The sequence below is a fragment of the Idiomarina solivarensis genome (assembly GCF_033052755.1).
Lineage (GTDB): Bacteria > Pseudomonadota > Gammaproteobacteria > Enterobacterales > Alteromonadaceae > Idiomarina.
The window spans coordinates 287019-303099 of the sequence record NZ_JAVFHZ010000003.1; the positions used below are offsets into that span (position 1 = coordinate 287019).

The following is a 16081-nucleotide window of genomic DNA, read 5'->3' on the forward strand; positions in this document are numbered from 1 at the left end:
TTAACCGAGCATAACTCTCCATTTAACGTTAGAGACTGGACATTTGGATCTTAACTGCCTACAAAGAGAGAACATTTTTAATGAGGCAATACCATGAAAAAAACAACACTGACCTTGGCGTTGGCATCGCTGTTGAGCTTTGCGCCGCTGAGCATGGCACAAGAACAAACCAACGGCTGGGATGTGTCGAACCCGCCCGGCGAATTTAAAACCGTTGATATCTCGGTCAACTCCGGTACCTGGATGAATGTGGATGTCAGCCCCAATGGCGAATACATTGTGTTTGATTTGCTGGGTGATATTTATCGTATGCCTTTTGCTGGTGGCGAAGCCGAAAAACTAATAGGTGGTATTGCCTGGCACATGCAGCCGGTGTATTCGCCCGATGGTCGCTACATTGCGTTTACGTCTGATCAGGGGGGTGGCGACAACATTTGGGTGATGGATGCCGACGGCAGCAATGTCCGGGCCGTTACTGAAGAAACCTTCCGTTTGCTGAACAGCCCGGCATGGAGCCCGGACGGTGAATTTCTTGTGGCCCGGAAACATTTCACGGCCAGCCGCTCTCTGGGCGCTGGTGAAGTCTGGATGTACCACCGTTCAGGTGGTTCAGGGATCCAGCTGACTGAGCGTCCCAATGACCAGAAAGATTTGGGCGAGCCGGCATTTTCTCCCGACGGGAAGTACATTTATTTCTCGCAGGATGACACCAAAGGAAAAACCTTCCACTACAGCAAAGATTCGATGGAAGGCATCTATGAAATTAAGCGGTTTGAGCGTCAAACCGGAGAAATAGAAACCTTAATTGCTGGTGCCGGTGGTGCCATTCGGCCAACTCCGTCACCCGATGGACGTTACCTGGCGTATATTAAACGAGAAGACTTTAGCAGCGTGCTTTATCTGCTGGACTTGAAAACGGGTGAACACAAGCGAGTTTACGGGCAGATGGAACGCGACATGCAGGAAACCTGGGCGATTCACGGTGTGTATCCCACTATGGACTGGACACCGGATTCCAGCCAGTTGGTGTTCTGGGCTGGTGGTCATATTCAGAAGCTGAACATTGAAAACGGTAACGCCCGTATTATCCCGTTTAAAGTGGAAACCGAGAAAAAAATTCAGGAAGCGTTGCGCTTTAAACAAGACGTGGATAAAGATGAATTCAACGTCAAAATGCTGCGTATGGCGCAGGTGTCGCCTAAAGGCAACCAGGTCATTTATGAAGCCCTGGGGAACCTTTACCAGCGCGGGTTACCGGAAGGTGAGCCAAAGCGGTTAACCCAAAGCGATGACTTTGAACTGTACCCGCAATACTCCCGTGACGGCGAAAAGCTGGTGTTTGTTCGTTGGGATGACCAGACTCAGGCTCAGGTCATTGTGCGAGATTTACGCTCTGGAGAAGAGCAGGTGTTAAATACCGGTCCCGGTAACTTTGTTGAACCGACGTTTTCACCAGACGGTAAACACGTGGTCTATCGCAAAATTGATGGCGGATATTTGATTTCTGACCGCTACGGTCTGGAAACGGGTGTGTTCCGGCTGGCGGTTGATGGCAATGAAAAGCCAGAAAAAATAGCTGAGAGTGGCCAGCAGCTGCAATTTGGTGCCCGCAATGATCGGGTGTACTTAATGACCCCGGCCGAGAAGCCAACACTTAGTGTGATTGATTTAGAAACTCTGCAACAGCGTGAGTTATATCAATCGGAACTGGCGACTGAATTCCGGGTGTCTCCGGATGGTGAGCAACTGGCGTTTGCCGAGCGTTTTAAAGTGTTTGTAACACCTTTAGTTGAGCGCGGCAGCGTGATCAATGTGGGGCCGGATGACAAACAAATGCCTGTGCGCCAATTGTCTGTGCGCGCCGGTGAAAACTTGTCGTGGACGGCCGATGGTCGTCAGCTTTACTGGACTTTAGGCCCTGAGCTTTACCATACCTCTGTGGCGAATGCGTTTGACGACTTCACCAAAGCGGATTCGCTGAAAGTTGAAAACGGCCAGAACATCAGTTTTGAGCAAGATGCGATGGTACCGGATACGACCGTTGCTTTTGTGGGTGGTCAGGTGATTACTATGAAGGGTGATACCGTCTACGAGCAGGGTACGGTGGTTGTCCGCAATAATAAAATAGTGGCGGTAGGGCCGCTGGCTGACGTTGAAGTGCCAGAAGGCGCTGAAGTGATTGATACCCGCGGTAAAACAGTGATGCCGGGCTTATTTGATGCGCACGCGCACGGTGCTCAGGGTGAAGCGGAAATTATCCCGGAACAAAACTGGGGGCAGTACGCCAACCTGGCGTTTGGTGTCACTTCAATTCACGATCCGTCTAACGATACGACTGAGTTCTTTGCCGCTTCAGAACTGCAAAAAGCAGGGAAAATAACAGCGCCGCGACTGTTCTCTACCGGGACTATCTTGTACGGTGCGAGTGGACCGGGTTATACCTCCCACGTGGACAGTCTGGAAGACGCTAAGTTTCACCTTCAGCGGTTGAAGAAAGTGGGCGCGTTTTCTGTGAAAAGTTATAACCAGCCACGTCGTAATCAGCGTCAACAAGTGGTTCAGGCGGGTCGAGAACTGGAAATGTTGGTTGTGCCCGAAGGTGGCTCGCTATTGCAACATAACTTAACCATGATTATGGACGGCCACACGACGGTCGAACACTCTTTACCTGTGGCTAATATTTATGAAGACATTCGTCAGTTATGGAACCAGAGTGATGTGGCTTATACGCCAACATTGGGTGTTGCTTATGGCGGAATCTGGGGTGAAAACTACTGGTACGCCAAAACCGATGTATGGAAACACCCCAAGCTGACCAAGTATGTGCCACAAGAGTTCTTGGTGGGTAAAGCGATGCGCCGGGAAAAAGCGCCCGATAATCACTACAACCACTTTAACAACGCTGAAGTTGCTACAGACTTGCAGGATTTAGGTGTTGAGGTGCTTGCCGGGGCTCATGGCCAGCGCGAAGGTCTGGCCCAGCACTGGGAAATATGGATGATGGCACAGGGTGGCATGGAGCCGCTGGAGGCCTTGCGTACCGCAACCATTGATCCGGCCCGGGTGTTTGGTATGGCTCATGCGTTAGGCTCGCTGGAGGAAGGTAAGCTGGCGGATATTATCGTTATTGACGGTAACCCGCTGCAAGACATCCGTGATACTGACAAAGTGACGCATACGATGGTTAATGGCGTGCTGTATGACGCCACCACCATGAACCGTTTGCTGCCGTCGCCACGCAAACGTAACGACTTTTTTTGGAAGGAATAAGAGAACGTCGTTACTGACTAAGAGGCCGCCGCGGTTTCGGCAACCACTTGTCGAAACCAGCGGTGGCCTGCATCGTGTTGCAGCAGCGGCGACCAGATCATGGTCAGTGTTAACCCTGGTATATCAAATGGCGGGGCTTTCATGACCAGTTCGCTGTCTTGCGAATAAAGTTCAGCAGCGCGCGTTGGTAAGGTAGCCACCAGGCCCTGACGTGCCAGATACATGGCCACATGATAGTTACGGGTAAACACTTTAATTTTACGGCGTTTACCCAGTTTATCTAATGAATCATCTACCCAACCCAGCTTTTGCACATCGTGCGGGTCCATGCCCACGCCCACCCCAAAACCGGTTTTACTCACCCAAACGTGCTGGGCCTTTAAGTAATTGTCCAGGGTGTAACCTTCCAGCAGGGGATGATCTTTGCGGATCAAGCAGGAAAACTCATCGCTCCACAAATTCTTTTGATGAAACGACTGAGGGAGCTGTTCAAAGCGGTTAATGGCTAAATCCACTTTGCCGTTTTCCACATCGTGAAAACTGATGTCACTGGGGGTCATGATATCGAGCGATACATTGGGTGCCTGTTCGTCGAGTTTTTCCAGCAATTTGGGCATAAGGGTGGAAGCGGCGTAGTCGGACGCCATAATACGAAAGACTTGATCACTGGTAGCCGCATCAAACTCACGTACTGGCTGGATCATTTCCTCCACCGAATACAGGACACCGCGCAACGCTTCCTGCATGTCTAAAGCCCTTTGAGTGGGCACCATGCCTTCGCTGGTGCGCACCAGAATGGGGTCGTTCAGCAGGTTACGTAAACGTTTTAAGCCGTTACTCATGGCCGGTTGGGTAATATTAAGCTGTGCCGCCGCCCGGGTGACATTCTTTTCCCGCAGCAGCACATCTAAGTAAACCAACAGGTTCAGATCAATGTCTTTGATGGTGTTCATAACTGTCCAAAATAAGTGATATATAAAAAATCTATCAGAATTATAAATAGGGTGAATGTATAACGCCAGACTTGTTTCTGTCATTATTGGCGATTAACTTGATGCAACCGAAGAAAGTTGTGACCGTTATAGCGGATAAAATACCATGACAATCAGCCCTGAAACCTTGGCAAAAAGTATTCTCGAAGGCTTTCATAGCCACTATCGGCGCTTTCAGGCGTTGACACAGGGTGCGCGTGAGCGCTTTTTGCAGCGTGACTGGAAGGCGGTCGTATCGGCGGCCTCGGAACGTATTCATTATTATGATCACCAGGTGGGCACAACGGCTAAAAAAGTTGAGCGCCGGGTTGCGAATGAACTGGATGAAAACCTCTGGCGGGCCACCCGGCAGCGCTACCAACAGCTGCTGAAGTTTCATCCGCAAGCGGAGCTGGCAGAAACCTTTTATAATTCGGTGTTTTGTCGGGTGTTTGACCGAGCCTACTTTCATAACGATTACATTTTTGTGGAAACCGTGCTGGCAAACCATATTCCGGTGCCGGTAGAGAACGAGTGCCACTCGTATTTTCCGGTGGTCGATGGTCTGGAGAAAACACTCACGCGGGTGTTTGAGGACATTGGCTTAGGCGGTGAGTTTGAGAACTTTGAGAACGACATTGAACAACTGCGGGATAAGTTTTTCGAGCGAGCGACGGAAACCGACATTGAAGCCCATAACTTACGTATCGATGTACTCAAATCGCCATTTTATCGCAATAAAGCGGCTTATATTGTCGGGCGGGTGGTTACGGAGAGTAATCATTACCCTTTTATTGTACCGGTATTGATCAACTCGCAGGGCAAGCTTTATGTTGATGCCTTTATTACGCGCTCTGACCGCATGGCCACTATTTTTGGTTTTGCACGCTCGTATTTTATGGTGGAAACTGAAGCGCCTTCCGCTTTAGTTCGTTTCCTGAAAGACCTGATGCCGCATAAAACATTGGCAGAGCTTTACTCTTCAGTGGGTTTTCATAAACAGGGTAAAACGGAATTTTATCGTGAATTTTTACACCACTTGCGTCGCACTGATGACCAATTAGTTGCTGCGCAGGGCGTAAAAGGTATGGTCATGACGGTATTCACTCTGCCGTCGTTTCCTTATGTGTTTAAAGTAATTAAAGACCGTCTGGGTGGCACCAAAGAGTTTGGCCGGCAAACCGTGATTGATCGCTACCGTATGGTCAAACGGCATGACCGGGTAGGGCGTATGGCGGATACTCTGGAGTTTGTCGACGTTGCCTTACCGCTTAAGCGCATTTCCAGTGACTTACTGGAGGAGTTTCAGCAAACCATTGCCAATTCTATTTCGATTGAGGGTGACACGCTGATTATCCATCAGCTGTTTGTCGAGCGGCGTATGACGCCACTCAACCTGTATTTAGAATACGCCAACGACGAGGAAGTGGATGCGGCGATGGATGATTACGGCAGGGCACTGAAAGAAATGATGGCTGCCAATATTTTCCCGGGCGATATGCTGTTAAAAAACTTTGGTGTCACACGGCATAAGCGGGTGGTGTTTTATGACTACGATGAAGTGCGCTATTTAACCGATATGAGTTTTCGCCGTTTGCCTGACAATGACTGGGAGGTGTCTTATGCGCCTGATGATGTCTTCCCTGAGCAATTGGCGCAGTTTGCAGTGCCGCAAGCTAAATACCGTGACAAATTACTAAAGCGACACCCTGAGCTGACTGACTCTGCTTACTGGTGCCGGGTACAAAAAAACATCCGCAAGGGTGAGCTCACGGATGTGTTTCCTTATGACGCAGACTTGCGCTTTACGCGGAAGTTTTAAACTGGTCTTCCTCGGTGGAGCCTTTCAGCGCGGTGACTGAGGAAACGCCGCCCTGAATGACATTGGTGAGTTCGTCAAAGTAGCCAGTACCCACTTCCTGCTGATGCGCCACAAAGGTATAGCCTTTGTCGGCTGCTTCAAACTCTTGTTGCTGCAGTTTAACGTAAGCCGACATGTCGTTGCGGGCATAATCATGCGCGAGTTCAAACATGTGGTACCACATGTTGTGTACACCGGCGAGCGTAATAAACTGGAACTTGTAACCCATGCTGGCCAGTTCACGCTGGAACTTGGCAATGGTGTCGTCATCCAGGTTACGTTTCCAGTTAAACGATGGCGAGCAGTTATAGGCCAGCAATTTGCCCGGGTACTTGGCGTGTACCGCTTCTGCAAACTGACGGGCTTCGTCTAAGTCGGGTTTCGCGGTTTCGCACCAAATAAGATCCGCAAATGGGGCATAGGCTAAGCCGCGTGAAATGGCTTGTTCAATGCCCGGCTTAACTCGGTAGAAGCCTTCGGCGGTGCGTTCTCCGGTAATAAAGGGCTTATCGTTCGGATCAAAATCGGAAGTAAGCAAGTCAGCGGCGTTCGCGTCAGTACGGGCAACGATGAGCGTTGATGTACCGGCAACATCGGCAGCTAAGCGCGCGGCGGATAGCTTTTGTACGGCTTCCTGAGTAGGCACTAATACTTTGCCACCCATGTGGCCGCATTTTTTCACTGAGGCCAATTGGTCTTCAAAATGCACGCCGGCAGCACCCGACTGGATCATGCGCTTCATGAGCTCGTAAGCATTCAGCACACCACCAAAACCCGCTTCTGCATCAGCGACAATGGGCGCGAAATAATCGATGTAGCTGTCGTCTTCCGGTGTAACGCCTTTTGACCACTGAATCTGATCGGCACGGGCAAAGGAGTTATTAATGCGTTCTACCACGGTTGGTACAGAGTCGACCGGATACAGCGACTGATCCGGATACATACTACAGGCCGAGTTATTGTCGGCAGCGACTTGCCAGCCTGATAGATAAATGGCCTGCAAACCGGCTTTGACTTGCTGTACCGCCTGGCCACCGGTTAATGCACCCAACGCGTTGACGTAGTCCTTACCGAACTTTTCCTGGGCTTTGCCGTGAATCAGTTGCCACAGTTTATCGGCGCCATTGCGGGCATAGGTGTATTCCGGCTGCACGGTGCCACGCAGGCGGACCACGTCTTCGGCACTGAAAGGACGTTCGACGCCTTCCCAGCGTGGGTCGGTGTCCCATTGCTTTTGTAAGTCTTTTACTTGCTGTGCGAAAGAAAGGTTTTTGGTTGTCATACTTTAAGTCCTTGTTGTTCTTTAATCGTTGTTATTTCAGTTGTTGGTAGCCGGGCAGGGTCAAAAAGTCGACCAGCTCGTCGGCTGTGGTAATGTCTTCCAGTAAGCTCAGGGCCTGTGAGAAGGGTTCGCTACTCCAGCGTTGTTCGCCTACTTCACTCTTAACCACGTCAGCTTCTTCTTGCAGATATTTTCTGAACAGATCCTTAGTGACCGGGGTGTTGTCTGAAAGGGTTTTACCGTGGCGGATCCACTGCCAGATTGAGGTACGGGAAATTTCAGCCGTGGCGGCGTCTTCCATCAGACCATAAATAGGGACGCAGCCTTTGCCATTCAGCCAGGAAGCGATGTATTGCAGTGACACCCGAATGTTGGTGCGCATACCGGCTTCGGTGCGTTCGCCGTCACACGGCTGCAGAAGTAAGGCTTGATCAATCTCGGTGTCGTGTTCGCGCAACACATGAAGTTGATTATCACCTTCAATACCGTCAACAAAGATTTCGCGCACGGTATCAGCCAGTCCGGGGTGGGCAATCCAGGTACCGTCGTGACCGTTGTCGCGCTCCAGAGTTTTATCGGCATGAACTTTGGCAAGGATCTTTTCGTTTTCTGCCGGATCTTTGCTGGGGATAAAGGCAGCCATGCCGCCCATAGCTAAGGCGCCGCGCTGGTGACAAGTTTTCACTAGCAACCGGGAGTAGGCATTGAGGAACGGCTTGTCCATGCTGACCACCTGGCGGTCGGGCAGAACTCGTTCCGGGTGTTCTTTTAAGGTTTTGATGTAACTGAAAATGTAGTCCCAGCGACCACAGTTAAGTGCGGCAATATGGTCTTTCAGTGCATGCAGTATTTCGTGCATCTGAAACACGGCCGGCAAGGTTTCAATTAATATGGTGGCGCGGATGGTGCTGGTTTTTAGGTTGAATTTCTTCTCGGTAAAATGAAACACGTCGGCCCACCATTTGGCTTCTTCGCTGTGTTCCAGTTTCGGCAAATAATAATAAACACCAGAGCCTTGCTGCAGTCGCTGCTGGTAGTTCAGCAGAAAGTACAGGGCAAAATCCATTAACGCGCCGGGTATGGCCTGGCCGTTACGTTGCACGTGCTTTTCAGGTAAGTGCAGACCGCGAACCCGGGCAATCAGCAGGGCCGGATCAGAACCAACTTCATAACGCTTACCGCTGTCAGGGTCGGTGTAAGTCATGCCGCCAATGTTGGCATCACGCAGGTTGATTTGGCCCTGGACCATGCCGTCCCAGGTGGGTGACTGCGAATCTTCAAAGTCGGCCATGTAGCAGTCAACGTTAGCATTCAATGCGTTGATGACCATTTTGCGATCCACTGGCCCGGTAATTTCCAGACGGCGTTTTTTTAAATCGTGCGGGAGGTCTGCTATGCGCCAATTTGCGTCGCGGAGGTCTTTCGTGGCCGGATCAAAATTAGGCAACTGACCTTGGTCAAATTGCGCCTGGCGTTGCTGACGTTTCTCCAGTAAGTCATTTAAACGTGGCTGAAAGGTATCGACCAGTTCAGCCAGAAATGCCTGGCTTTTGTCGTTGAACAGCGTTTTGGCTTGGTCATTAAGCGGGTGACTAAAATCAAACAGGTTGTTCATTTTTAAATCCGTTGTTATAGGTTTGTTAACACGGATTAAGAGTAGATGCTGGTCGAACCATTAGTCTAATTTATGCGGTTGATTAGCGGTATTCAGGAGGATTATTTTAGTTGCAGTGAATTTTGTGGCTAAAATTCGAACGGGGCCAATGCGGCCCCGTTCGTCGTTATCAGTGAATAGCGGTTAAAGCCTGAAGGCTCTTACCAACTCACTTAGGTCAACGGCCAGTCGCGATAACTCTTTGCTCGAGGCGCTGGTTTGTTCAGCGCCCGATGCGCTTGAGTTTGATAAGTCGCGGATGCTGAGCAGGTTCTTATCAACATCACGTGATACGTTCGCTTGCTCTTCTGAAGCACTGGCGATGGATGTATTGTGATTATTGATTTCATCGACGGCTGTTGAGATTAACTGCAGTGCTTCACCGGCTTCTCGTGCCACATCCAGAGTCTTAGTTGCTCGTTCTAAGCTTCTGTCCATGGTAGCGACTGAGCGGTCACTGGACTCATTAATGGCCTTGACCATGTCCTCAATTTCAACCGTGGATTGCTGCGTTTTATGGGCCAGAGAGCGCACTTCATCGGCAACTACGGCGAAGCCCCGACCTGACTCCCCGGCGCGTGCAGCCTCAATAGCAGCGTTAAGTGCCAGTAAGTTAGTTTGCTCTGCAATACCGCGAATGACCTCAAGTACCTTAGTAATATTTTTTACTTTCTCAGCTAATTCGGTAACGCTACCCGACGAGTCCCCAATTTCTTGTGAGAGTTCCTCGATAGCTCTTACCGTTTGACGCACACGGTCGTTGCCGTGCTGCGCTTGTCGGTTGGCTTCTTCAGAAGCTTCCGAGGCGTTTTGCGCATCTTGTGCGACCGTTTCAACGGCGGTGGTTAATTCGGTTACTGCCGTTGCTGCCTGTTCAAGCTCTTCAGACTGCTGCTGAATAGTGCGAGTAGACTCATCGGTAACCGAGCTCAACTCTTCGGAAGTTGATGCGAGTTGTTCTGATGACTCTGAAATAGTGGTCATCGATTCACGCAGTTGTTCTCGCATTGTACGCAGCTGTCGCAGCAATTGTGCCGGCTCGTCATTACCTTCAATTTCAATCGTCTGACTCAAATCGCGGGAAGCGATGACTTTAGCAAAATCTACGGCTTCACCAATAGGTTTGACGATGCTTCGGGTAAGCACTATCGCGAAGAATGCGAGCAAGCCAATAACAACCACCAGTGCGACGATAACGGCTATGTTCGCTGCACTTGCAACGGCATTAGCCTCACTGGATGCCTCTTCAATTAGCGCCATTTCTCTTTCTAAAAGCTGATCCAGCTTTGCAGAAATTTTATTGGTCAGTGGAAGAATGTTGTTTTCACGTATGGAATCGATGGCATCGGGAAGATTTGCGTTGACGAGCTTAGTAAATTGCTCATTCAGCTTCCAATATTCTTCATCGAGCGCCATGTATTCGTTGAACAGCTGTTTAGCCTTAGGGTCTTCAATCGTGCTTTCGTATTCACTTTGATTACGTTTAAGGTCATTAATGGAGTCTTTTAGACTCTTTTGATATTTTTCCAGCCGGGCAGGGTCATCAACGTAAGCGGCGACGTTAGCTGAATGGATGCGAACTCTCAGAAACTCTCTGTCTAAATCATTCACGTTATCAACTGAAGGAACTTGTTCGTGACTAATGATATTCAGCTGAGTTTCTATGGCACCCATACGGTTGAGTGCAAAAATGCCCAAAATGAGCGTCAGTATTCCAATGAGTCCGAAAGCCGCGCTTGCGCGAACACCGATGGAGAGCTGTCGTATCATGTGATATTCCTTTGTTGTATCCAAATGTTGTCTACTGCGTACGGTTTTGATGCCACCCAAAACCAAGACCTTAATGGGCTATCGGCACTTACTCCTCAAAACAATAGCTTTTTAATAAACTTTTTAGCTTTTCTTGAGTGGGCTTTATGCTTTCGATGGATAAATACTCATCGGGTTGATGTGCCTGTTTGATTGAGCCGGGGCCCATGACCAGTGTTTCGCAACCCAGCTCCTGCAGGAAAGGGGCTTCAGTGCAGTAGTTTACAGCCTGTGCCTCGTTTTGTGCTATTTTTTCGGCAAGTTGGACCAGTGCTGAGTCGGTTGCTTGCTGAAAACCCGGTATCGGATGGTGCAGTGAAATAAGTTCGACCGACCCCGGGTAGCGTTTTTGAATACTTTCGGTCGCTTTATGCAATTGAACATAAAGTTCGTCAACGGACAAACCGGGCAGTGGGCGAATGTCCAGGTGCAGTTCGCAACAGCCGCAAATTCGGTTGGCGTTATCGCCGCCATGAATGTGCCCGAAATTCATGGTGGGTTGTGGCACAGTAAAGCTTGAATTTGAATATTTATGCTTAAAATCTTCTTTTAGTTTAAGCAGTGCTGAAATCACTTCGTGCATAAGTTCTATGGCATTAATGCCCAGCCCGGGATCGGAGCTGTGACCGGAGCGACCAGTAATTCGAATGACTTCGCTCATGTGCCCCTTATGGGCGTACACAGGGCGCATTTCGGTGGGTTCACCAATCACGCAATAGTCGGGCTTTAGGTTGGCAAAACGACTGACTTCGCGAGCGCCGTTCATGGTGGTTTCTTCATCGGCAGTCGCCAGGATCATAATCGGACGGGTTTGTACTGCGCTGTTCAGTTCACTCAGTACCTGCAGAACAAAGGCAAAGAAGCCTTTCATATCAATGCTGCCAAGGCCGTACCAACGGCCATCCTGCTCGGTGAGTTTAAACGGATCGTAGTTCCAGCGATTGGCATCGTAAGGCACGGTATCGGTGTGTCCTGACAACAGCAGTCCACCATTGCCTGAGCCCCGGCGCGCCAATAAGTTGTATTTGCCCCGCTGGCTTTCTAATTCGTTAATTTCACAAGCAAACCCCAGTGTTTCCAGCCATTGAGCTAATAAGTCAATCACCTTCTTATTGCTCTGATCCCACTTAGGGTCGGTCGCACTAATGGATGGCAAGGCGATGAGCTGTTGGTACATAGAGAAAAAAGACGGTAATGAAGATGCGGACATAGTTATGAATCCTTAATATAATTATTCACTATTATTGCATAAGTATACTTATTCAGTTATTCTGCATTTTTACTCAGAAACAGCAACAGGTCTTTTTGGTGCTATGCAGTCTCAACAATTCGTGCAGTCTTACTCAGTTGCCATTATTGGTGCCAGCGGTTATGTCGGTGCAGAGCTCACACGGCTAGTGCAGCAACACCCGTTGCTTAACCTGTCAGGCTGTTATGTCTCTGAGCATAGCAGTGATGCGGGTCAGTTGTTGAGTGATTTGCATCCACAATATTCAAATTTGCTTAAAGTGCCCTTACACACCTTATCGGATAAGACCAAGCTGAGTATTAAACAGAACGCTGAAGCAGTGTTTTTATGCACGGACCATAATGTCAGCGTGAATCTTGCACCGGAATTTCTGGAGGCCGGGCTAAAGGTGTTGGATCTCTCTGGTGGTTTTCGTCTGAGCAGCAGTGATCTTTACCCTGAGTTCTATGGCTTTGAGCACCCGCAGGAAAAGTGGCTGCAGCAAGCGGTTTATGGGCTGGCCGAGTGGTATCCGCAGGCTATAACCGAGGCTCAGTTAGTAGCGGTACCGGGCTGTTATCCAACGGCGGCGTTGATGGCACTGCTGCCATTACAGCAAGCCGGCGTACTGACTGACAGTAAAGTGATTATTAATGCGGTATCGGGCGTTACCGGAGCTGGCCGTAAAGCCTCTCTTATCAACCATGGAGCTGAGCTTTCTTTGCAGGCGTACGGCTTATTTCAACACCGGCATACGCCTGAAATTGCTCAGCAACTGCAACACGACGTGCTGTTTACCCCTCACCTGGCGCAGTTCCCCCGCGGCATTCTGGCCACTGTTTATGCCGAACTCAATGCTGATGTGACCGATACAGACTTAGCTAATGCTTACCAATGCTATACCGGGCAGCCCCTGGTGCGTATTGAGAAAGAGGCCCGCCCGGCCATTAAAAATGTGGTGCAGCAACCGTTTGTGGATATTGGCTGGCATCGGCAGGGGAACCAGCTTATTGCGTTTGCTGCTATCGATAACTTACTGAAAGGCGCGGCCAGCCAGGCCATTCAGTGCATTAATTTGCAATTGGGTTTGCCCATGGAAGAGGGCTTGCTATGAAGGTGATAAAACTGGGCGGCAGCTTATTAGAGCAACCTAATGCACTGGATGCGCTATTTGCGTCTTTAGTTGAGGACAGCGAGAAAACGATTGTTGTACACGGTGGCGGCGCTATGGTTCAGCAATGGCTGAGCAAAGCGGGCTTAGTCAGTGAAAAAGTCGATGGCCTTCGTGTCAGCCCGCCAGAGCATATGCCCTATATTGTCGGCGCTTTGGCTGGTTGTGCCAATAAGCACTTAATGAGCCGGGCGATAGCTGCCGGATTAAAGCCTGTGGGGCTCACTCTTTACGAAGCCGGAATTTCTTGTCAGCAGCAATCGGCAGCACTGGGGCAGGTGGGCGTCTGTGCGACTTCAGGTACCGGTTTGATAGACAGTTTACTTACGCATGACTGTTTACCGTTAATAAGCCCTATCGGTTTTGGTTCGCAAGGAGAGTGGTTCAACGTAAATGCAGACGATGCAGCGGTTGCCGTTGCGGCTAATTACAATGCGGAGCTGTTGTTTTTAACTGATGTTGAAGCGGTGCTGGACAGCAACGGCAGAGCCATTCCACAGCTGGATACTAAAGCAATTGAGTTACTGGTACAGGAGAAGGTCATTCAGGGTGGCATGTTAGTGAAAGTGCGCGGCGCACTGGACGCTGCAAAACGCTTACGACGATGTGTGCGAATAGGCAGTTGGAATTTAATCAGTCAAACCCATTCAGGCACACAGATTAGTGAGTAATTATAATGAAACATTGTTTATCCGGGCTGGAGCTATCGTCAGCTGACACTTTGCAGTTATTGGCTTTAGCGCAGGCGCAAAAAGCCCACCCCGAAAAATACCAACACACGTTGGCAGGCAAAAGCGTGGTGACCTTATTTGAAAAGCCTAGCCTGCGCACTCGTTTGTCTTTTGACATTGGCCTGCAGAAGCTCGGCGGTCATGCCGTGTACCTGAATGAGCAGGGGCAGGGTATGGGCGTACGTGAAACAGTAGCTGACTATGCGCGTAATCTCTCCTGCTGGGCTAATGCGATTGTCGCACGGGTGATGTCGCACAAAACTCTTGAAGAACTGGCGGAACACGCATCAGTACCCGTGGTGAACAGCCTGTGTGACAAGTTTCACCCGTGTCAGGCGTTGGCTGACTTTCTGACGCTGCAGGAGCAGTACGGCAAGGTTAAAGAGCTAAAGCTGGTGTATCTAGGTGACGGTAATAATGTCTCGCATTCACTGATGCTAACCGCTGCCACAGTAGGTGCGGACTGCACCGTTATTTGTCCGAAAGGCTATGAGCCGGATGTTGACCTCGTGAAAAAAGCACAAGCATTAGCTGCTCAAAACGGTGCCAACATTGCGGTAACGCATGATATTGCTGCGGCAGAAGAAGCCGATGCGCTCTACACCGACACCTGGGTGTCTATGGGGGATGATCAGCCTCTGGATGCGGTACGCGAGATTTTCCACCCTTATCAAATTAATTCGCAACTGGTTAAAGCCAGTGGTGCCACCTCAGTGCTGCACTGTCAGCCCGCGCACCGCGGCTATGAAATTACCAGCGATGTTATGGACGGCCCGATGTCCCGCTGTTTCCAGCAGGCAGAGAACCGTCTTTACGCGCAAAACGCGTTGTTAACCTTATTACTGAATCCCACGGCAGCGGTCCTGCCAGAATCTATGGAGAAAGCCTCATGAGCAGCATTAAAAAAGTCGTACTGGCCTATTCTGGCGGCCTGGATACATCCGCTATTGTGCCTTGGTTAAAGGAAACTTACGGCTGTGAAGTGGTCGCCTTCGTTGCTGACGTGGGGCAGGGTGCCGACGAACTTGAAGGGGTAGAGGCAAAAGCGAAAGCGTCGGGCGCTTCCGAATGCCATGTCGTGGATTTAAAAGAGGAATTTGTTAAGCATTACGTTTATCCCACGCTGAAAACCGGCGCGATTTACGAAGGCACGTATTTGCTGGGAACCGCCATGGCCCGGCCTATTATAGCGAAAGCGCAGGTTGAAGTGGCTCGCAAAGTGGGGGCCGATGCGTTGTCACACGGCTGTACCGGCAAAGGGAACGACCAGATACGTTTTGAGTCTTGCTACGCTGCCCTGGCACCCGACTTACAAGTGATTGCGCCCTGGCGAGAATGGGATCTGAGCAGCCGCGAGTCCTTGCTGGATTACTTAGCCGAGCGCACTATTCCGTGCTCTGCCTCGGCGACTAAAATTTACAGCCGGGACGCCAACGCCTGGCATATCTCGCACGAGGGTGGCGAACTGGAAGATCCCTGGTGCGAACCCAGTGAACAAGTCTGGACCATGACGGTGTCACCCGAGCAGGCGCCGGACAAACCGGAATCTGTCTCGGTGACGGTTGAAAATGGTGAAATTACCGCGGTGAATGGAAAAGCACTGTCGCCTTTTGAATGTTTAGAGGTGTTGAACGACATGGCCGCTAAGCACGGTGTAGGTCGGGTGGACATTGTAGAAAACCGTTTGGTGGGAATGAAAAGCCGGGGCTGTTACGAAACACCTGGCGGGACGGTGATGATGGCTGCTTTGCAGGCCATTGATGAGCTGGTGCTGGATAAAGTCAGCCGCAGCTGGAAAAGTCAGTTGAGCGAGCAGTTTGCACAGTTGTTGTATGACGGGCGCTGGTTTACCCCGCTGCAGCAATCGGTGATGGCTGCGGCCCGGTCTTTGTGTGCAACCGCCAGCGGCGAAGTAGTACTAAAACTTTATAAAGGTTCTGTAACAGCGGTACAGAAGAGCTCTCCGTACAGTTTGTACAGCGAAGACTTTGCCACTTTTGGTGCAGACGAAGTCTATAACCAGGCACACGCCGAAGGCTTTATCCGGTTATTCTCCTTACCGAGCAGAATAGCAGCGTTACAAAAGCAGCAAAAGGGGTAGATT

General features: G+C 50.2%; 11 protein-coding genes. 6 read left to right on the plus strand and 5 right to left on the minus strand.

Annotated features, from left to right (window positions below; genetic code table 11):
• Window positions 1-93: 93 nt before the first annotated feature.
• Window positions 94-3270 (plus strand): amidohydrolase family protein, encoded by a 3177-nt coding sequence (locus tag RBK99_RS07175; protein ID WP_317503951.1) that lies wholly within the window; start codon window positions 94-96, stop codon window positions 3268-3270.
• Window positions 3271-3287: 17 nt separating this feature from the next.
• Here the strand turns inward: RBK99_RS07175 and RBK99_RS07180 are convergent, their stop codons facing one another.
• A complete protein-coding gene (locus RBK99_RS07180; RefSeq protein WP_317503952.1) occupies window positions 3288-4223 on the minus strand; it encodes a LysR family transcriptional regulator in 936 nt (311 codons plus the stop codon).
• Between the two features lie 145 nt (window positions 4224-4368).
• On the opposite strand from RBK99_RS07180, the gene aceK reads away from it, so the two are divergent.
• Window positions 4369-6063, plus strand: a complete 1695-nt coding sequence (gene aceK, locus RBK99_RS07185) for a bifunctional isocitrate dehydrogenase kinase/phosphatase (protein ID WP_317503953.1) — start codon at window positions 4369-4371, stop codon at window positions 6061-6063.
• Here the strand turns inward: aceK and aceA are convergent.
• The 4 genes from aceA to argE all read right to left on the minus strand — a co-directional run bounded on the left by aceA (window position 6047) and on the right by argE (window position 12057).
• The gene (aceA, locus tag RBK99_RS07190; RefSeq protein ID WP_317503954.1) at window positions 6047-7384 is read right to left on the minus strand and encodes an isocitrate lyase; all 1338 of its coding nucleotides are present in this window, start codon (window positions 7382-7384) and stop codon (window positions 6047-6049) included. The genes aceK and aceA overlap by 17 nt on opposite strands.
• A 31-nt stretch (window positions 7385-7415) precedes the next feature.
• Window positions 7416-8999: a malate synthase A gene (gene aceB, locus RBK99_RS07195; RefSeq protein WP_317503955.1), complete on the minus strand. Its 1584-nt coding sequence runs from the start codon at window positions 8997-8999 to the stop codon at window positions 7416-7418.
• A 183-nt stretch (window positions 9000-9182) separates the two neighbouring features.
• Window positions 9183-10808, minus strand: coding sequence for a methyl-accepting chemotaxis protein (locus RBK99_RS07200; protein ID WP_317503956.1), 1626 nt, complete (start codon window positions 10806-10808; stop codon window positions 9183-9185).
• A gap of 88 nt (window positions 10809-10896) precedes the next feature.
• Window positions 10897-12057: an acetylornithine deacetylase gene (argE, locus tag RBK99_RS07205; RefSeq protein ID WP_317503957.1), complete on the minus strand. Its 1161-nt coding sequence runs from the start codon at window positions 12055-12057 to the stop codon at window positions 10897-10899.
• Window positions 12058-12160: 103 nt separating this feature from the next.
• Here argE and argC point away from each other — a divergent pair, with 103 nt between their 5' ends.
• Genes argC through RBK99_RS07225 form a run of 4 tightly spaced genes read left to right on the plus strand, consistent with a single transcriptional unit; the run spans window position 12161 to window position 16078 of the window.
• The gene (gene argC / locus RBK99_RS07210; protein ID WP_317503958.1) at window positions 12161-13189 is read left to right on the plus strand and encodes an N-acetyl-gamma-glutamyl-phosphate reductase; all 1029 of its coding nucleotides are present in this window, start codon (window positions 12161-12163) and stop codon (window positions 13187-13189) included.
• Complete coding sequence (gene argB, locus RBK99_RS07215; protein WP_317503959.1) at window positions 13186-13917, plus strand: acetylglutamate kinase; 732 nt, start codon at window positions 13186-13188, stop codon at window positions 13915-13917. Before argC ends, argB begins: the two co-directional genes overlap by 4 nt.
• A 2-nt stretch (window positions 13918-13919) precedes the next feature.
• On the plus strand, window positions 13920-14870 hold the full coding sequence (locus tag RBK99_RS07220) for an ornithine carbamoyltransferase (RefSeq protein WP_317503994.1): 951 nt from the start codon (window positions 13920-13922) through the stop codon (window positions 14868-14870).
• The gene (locus RBK99_RS07225) at window positions 14867-16078 is read left to right on the plus strand and encodes an argininosuccinate synthase (RefSeq protein ID WP_317503960.1); all 1212 of its coding nucleotides are present in this window, start codon (window positions 14867-14869) and stop codon (window positions 16076-16078) included. Before RBK99_RS07220 ends, RBK99_RS07225 begins: the two co-directional genes overlap by 4 nt.
• Window positions 16079-16081 lie beyond the last annotated feature (3 nt).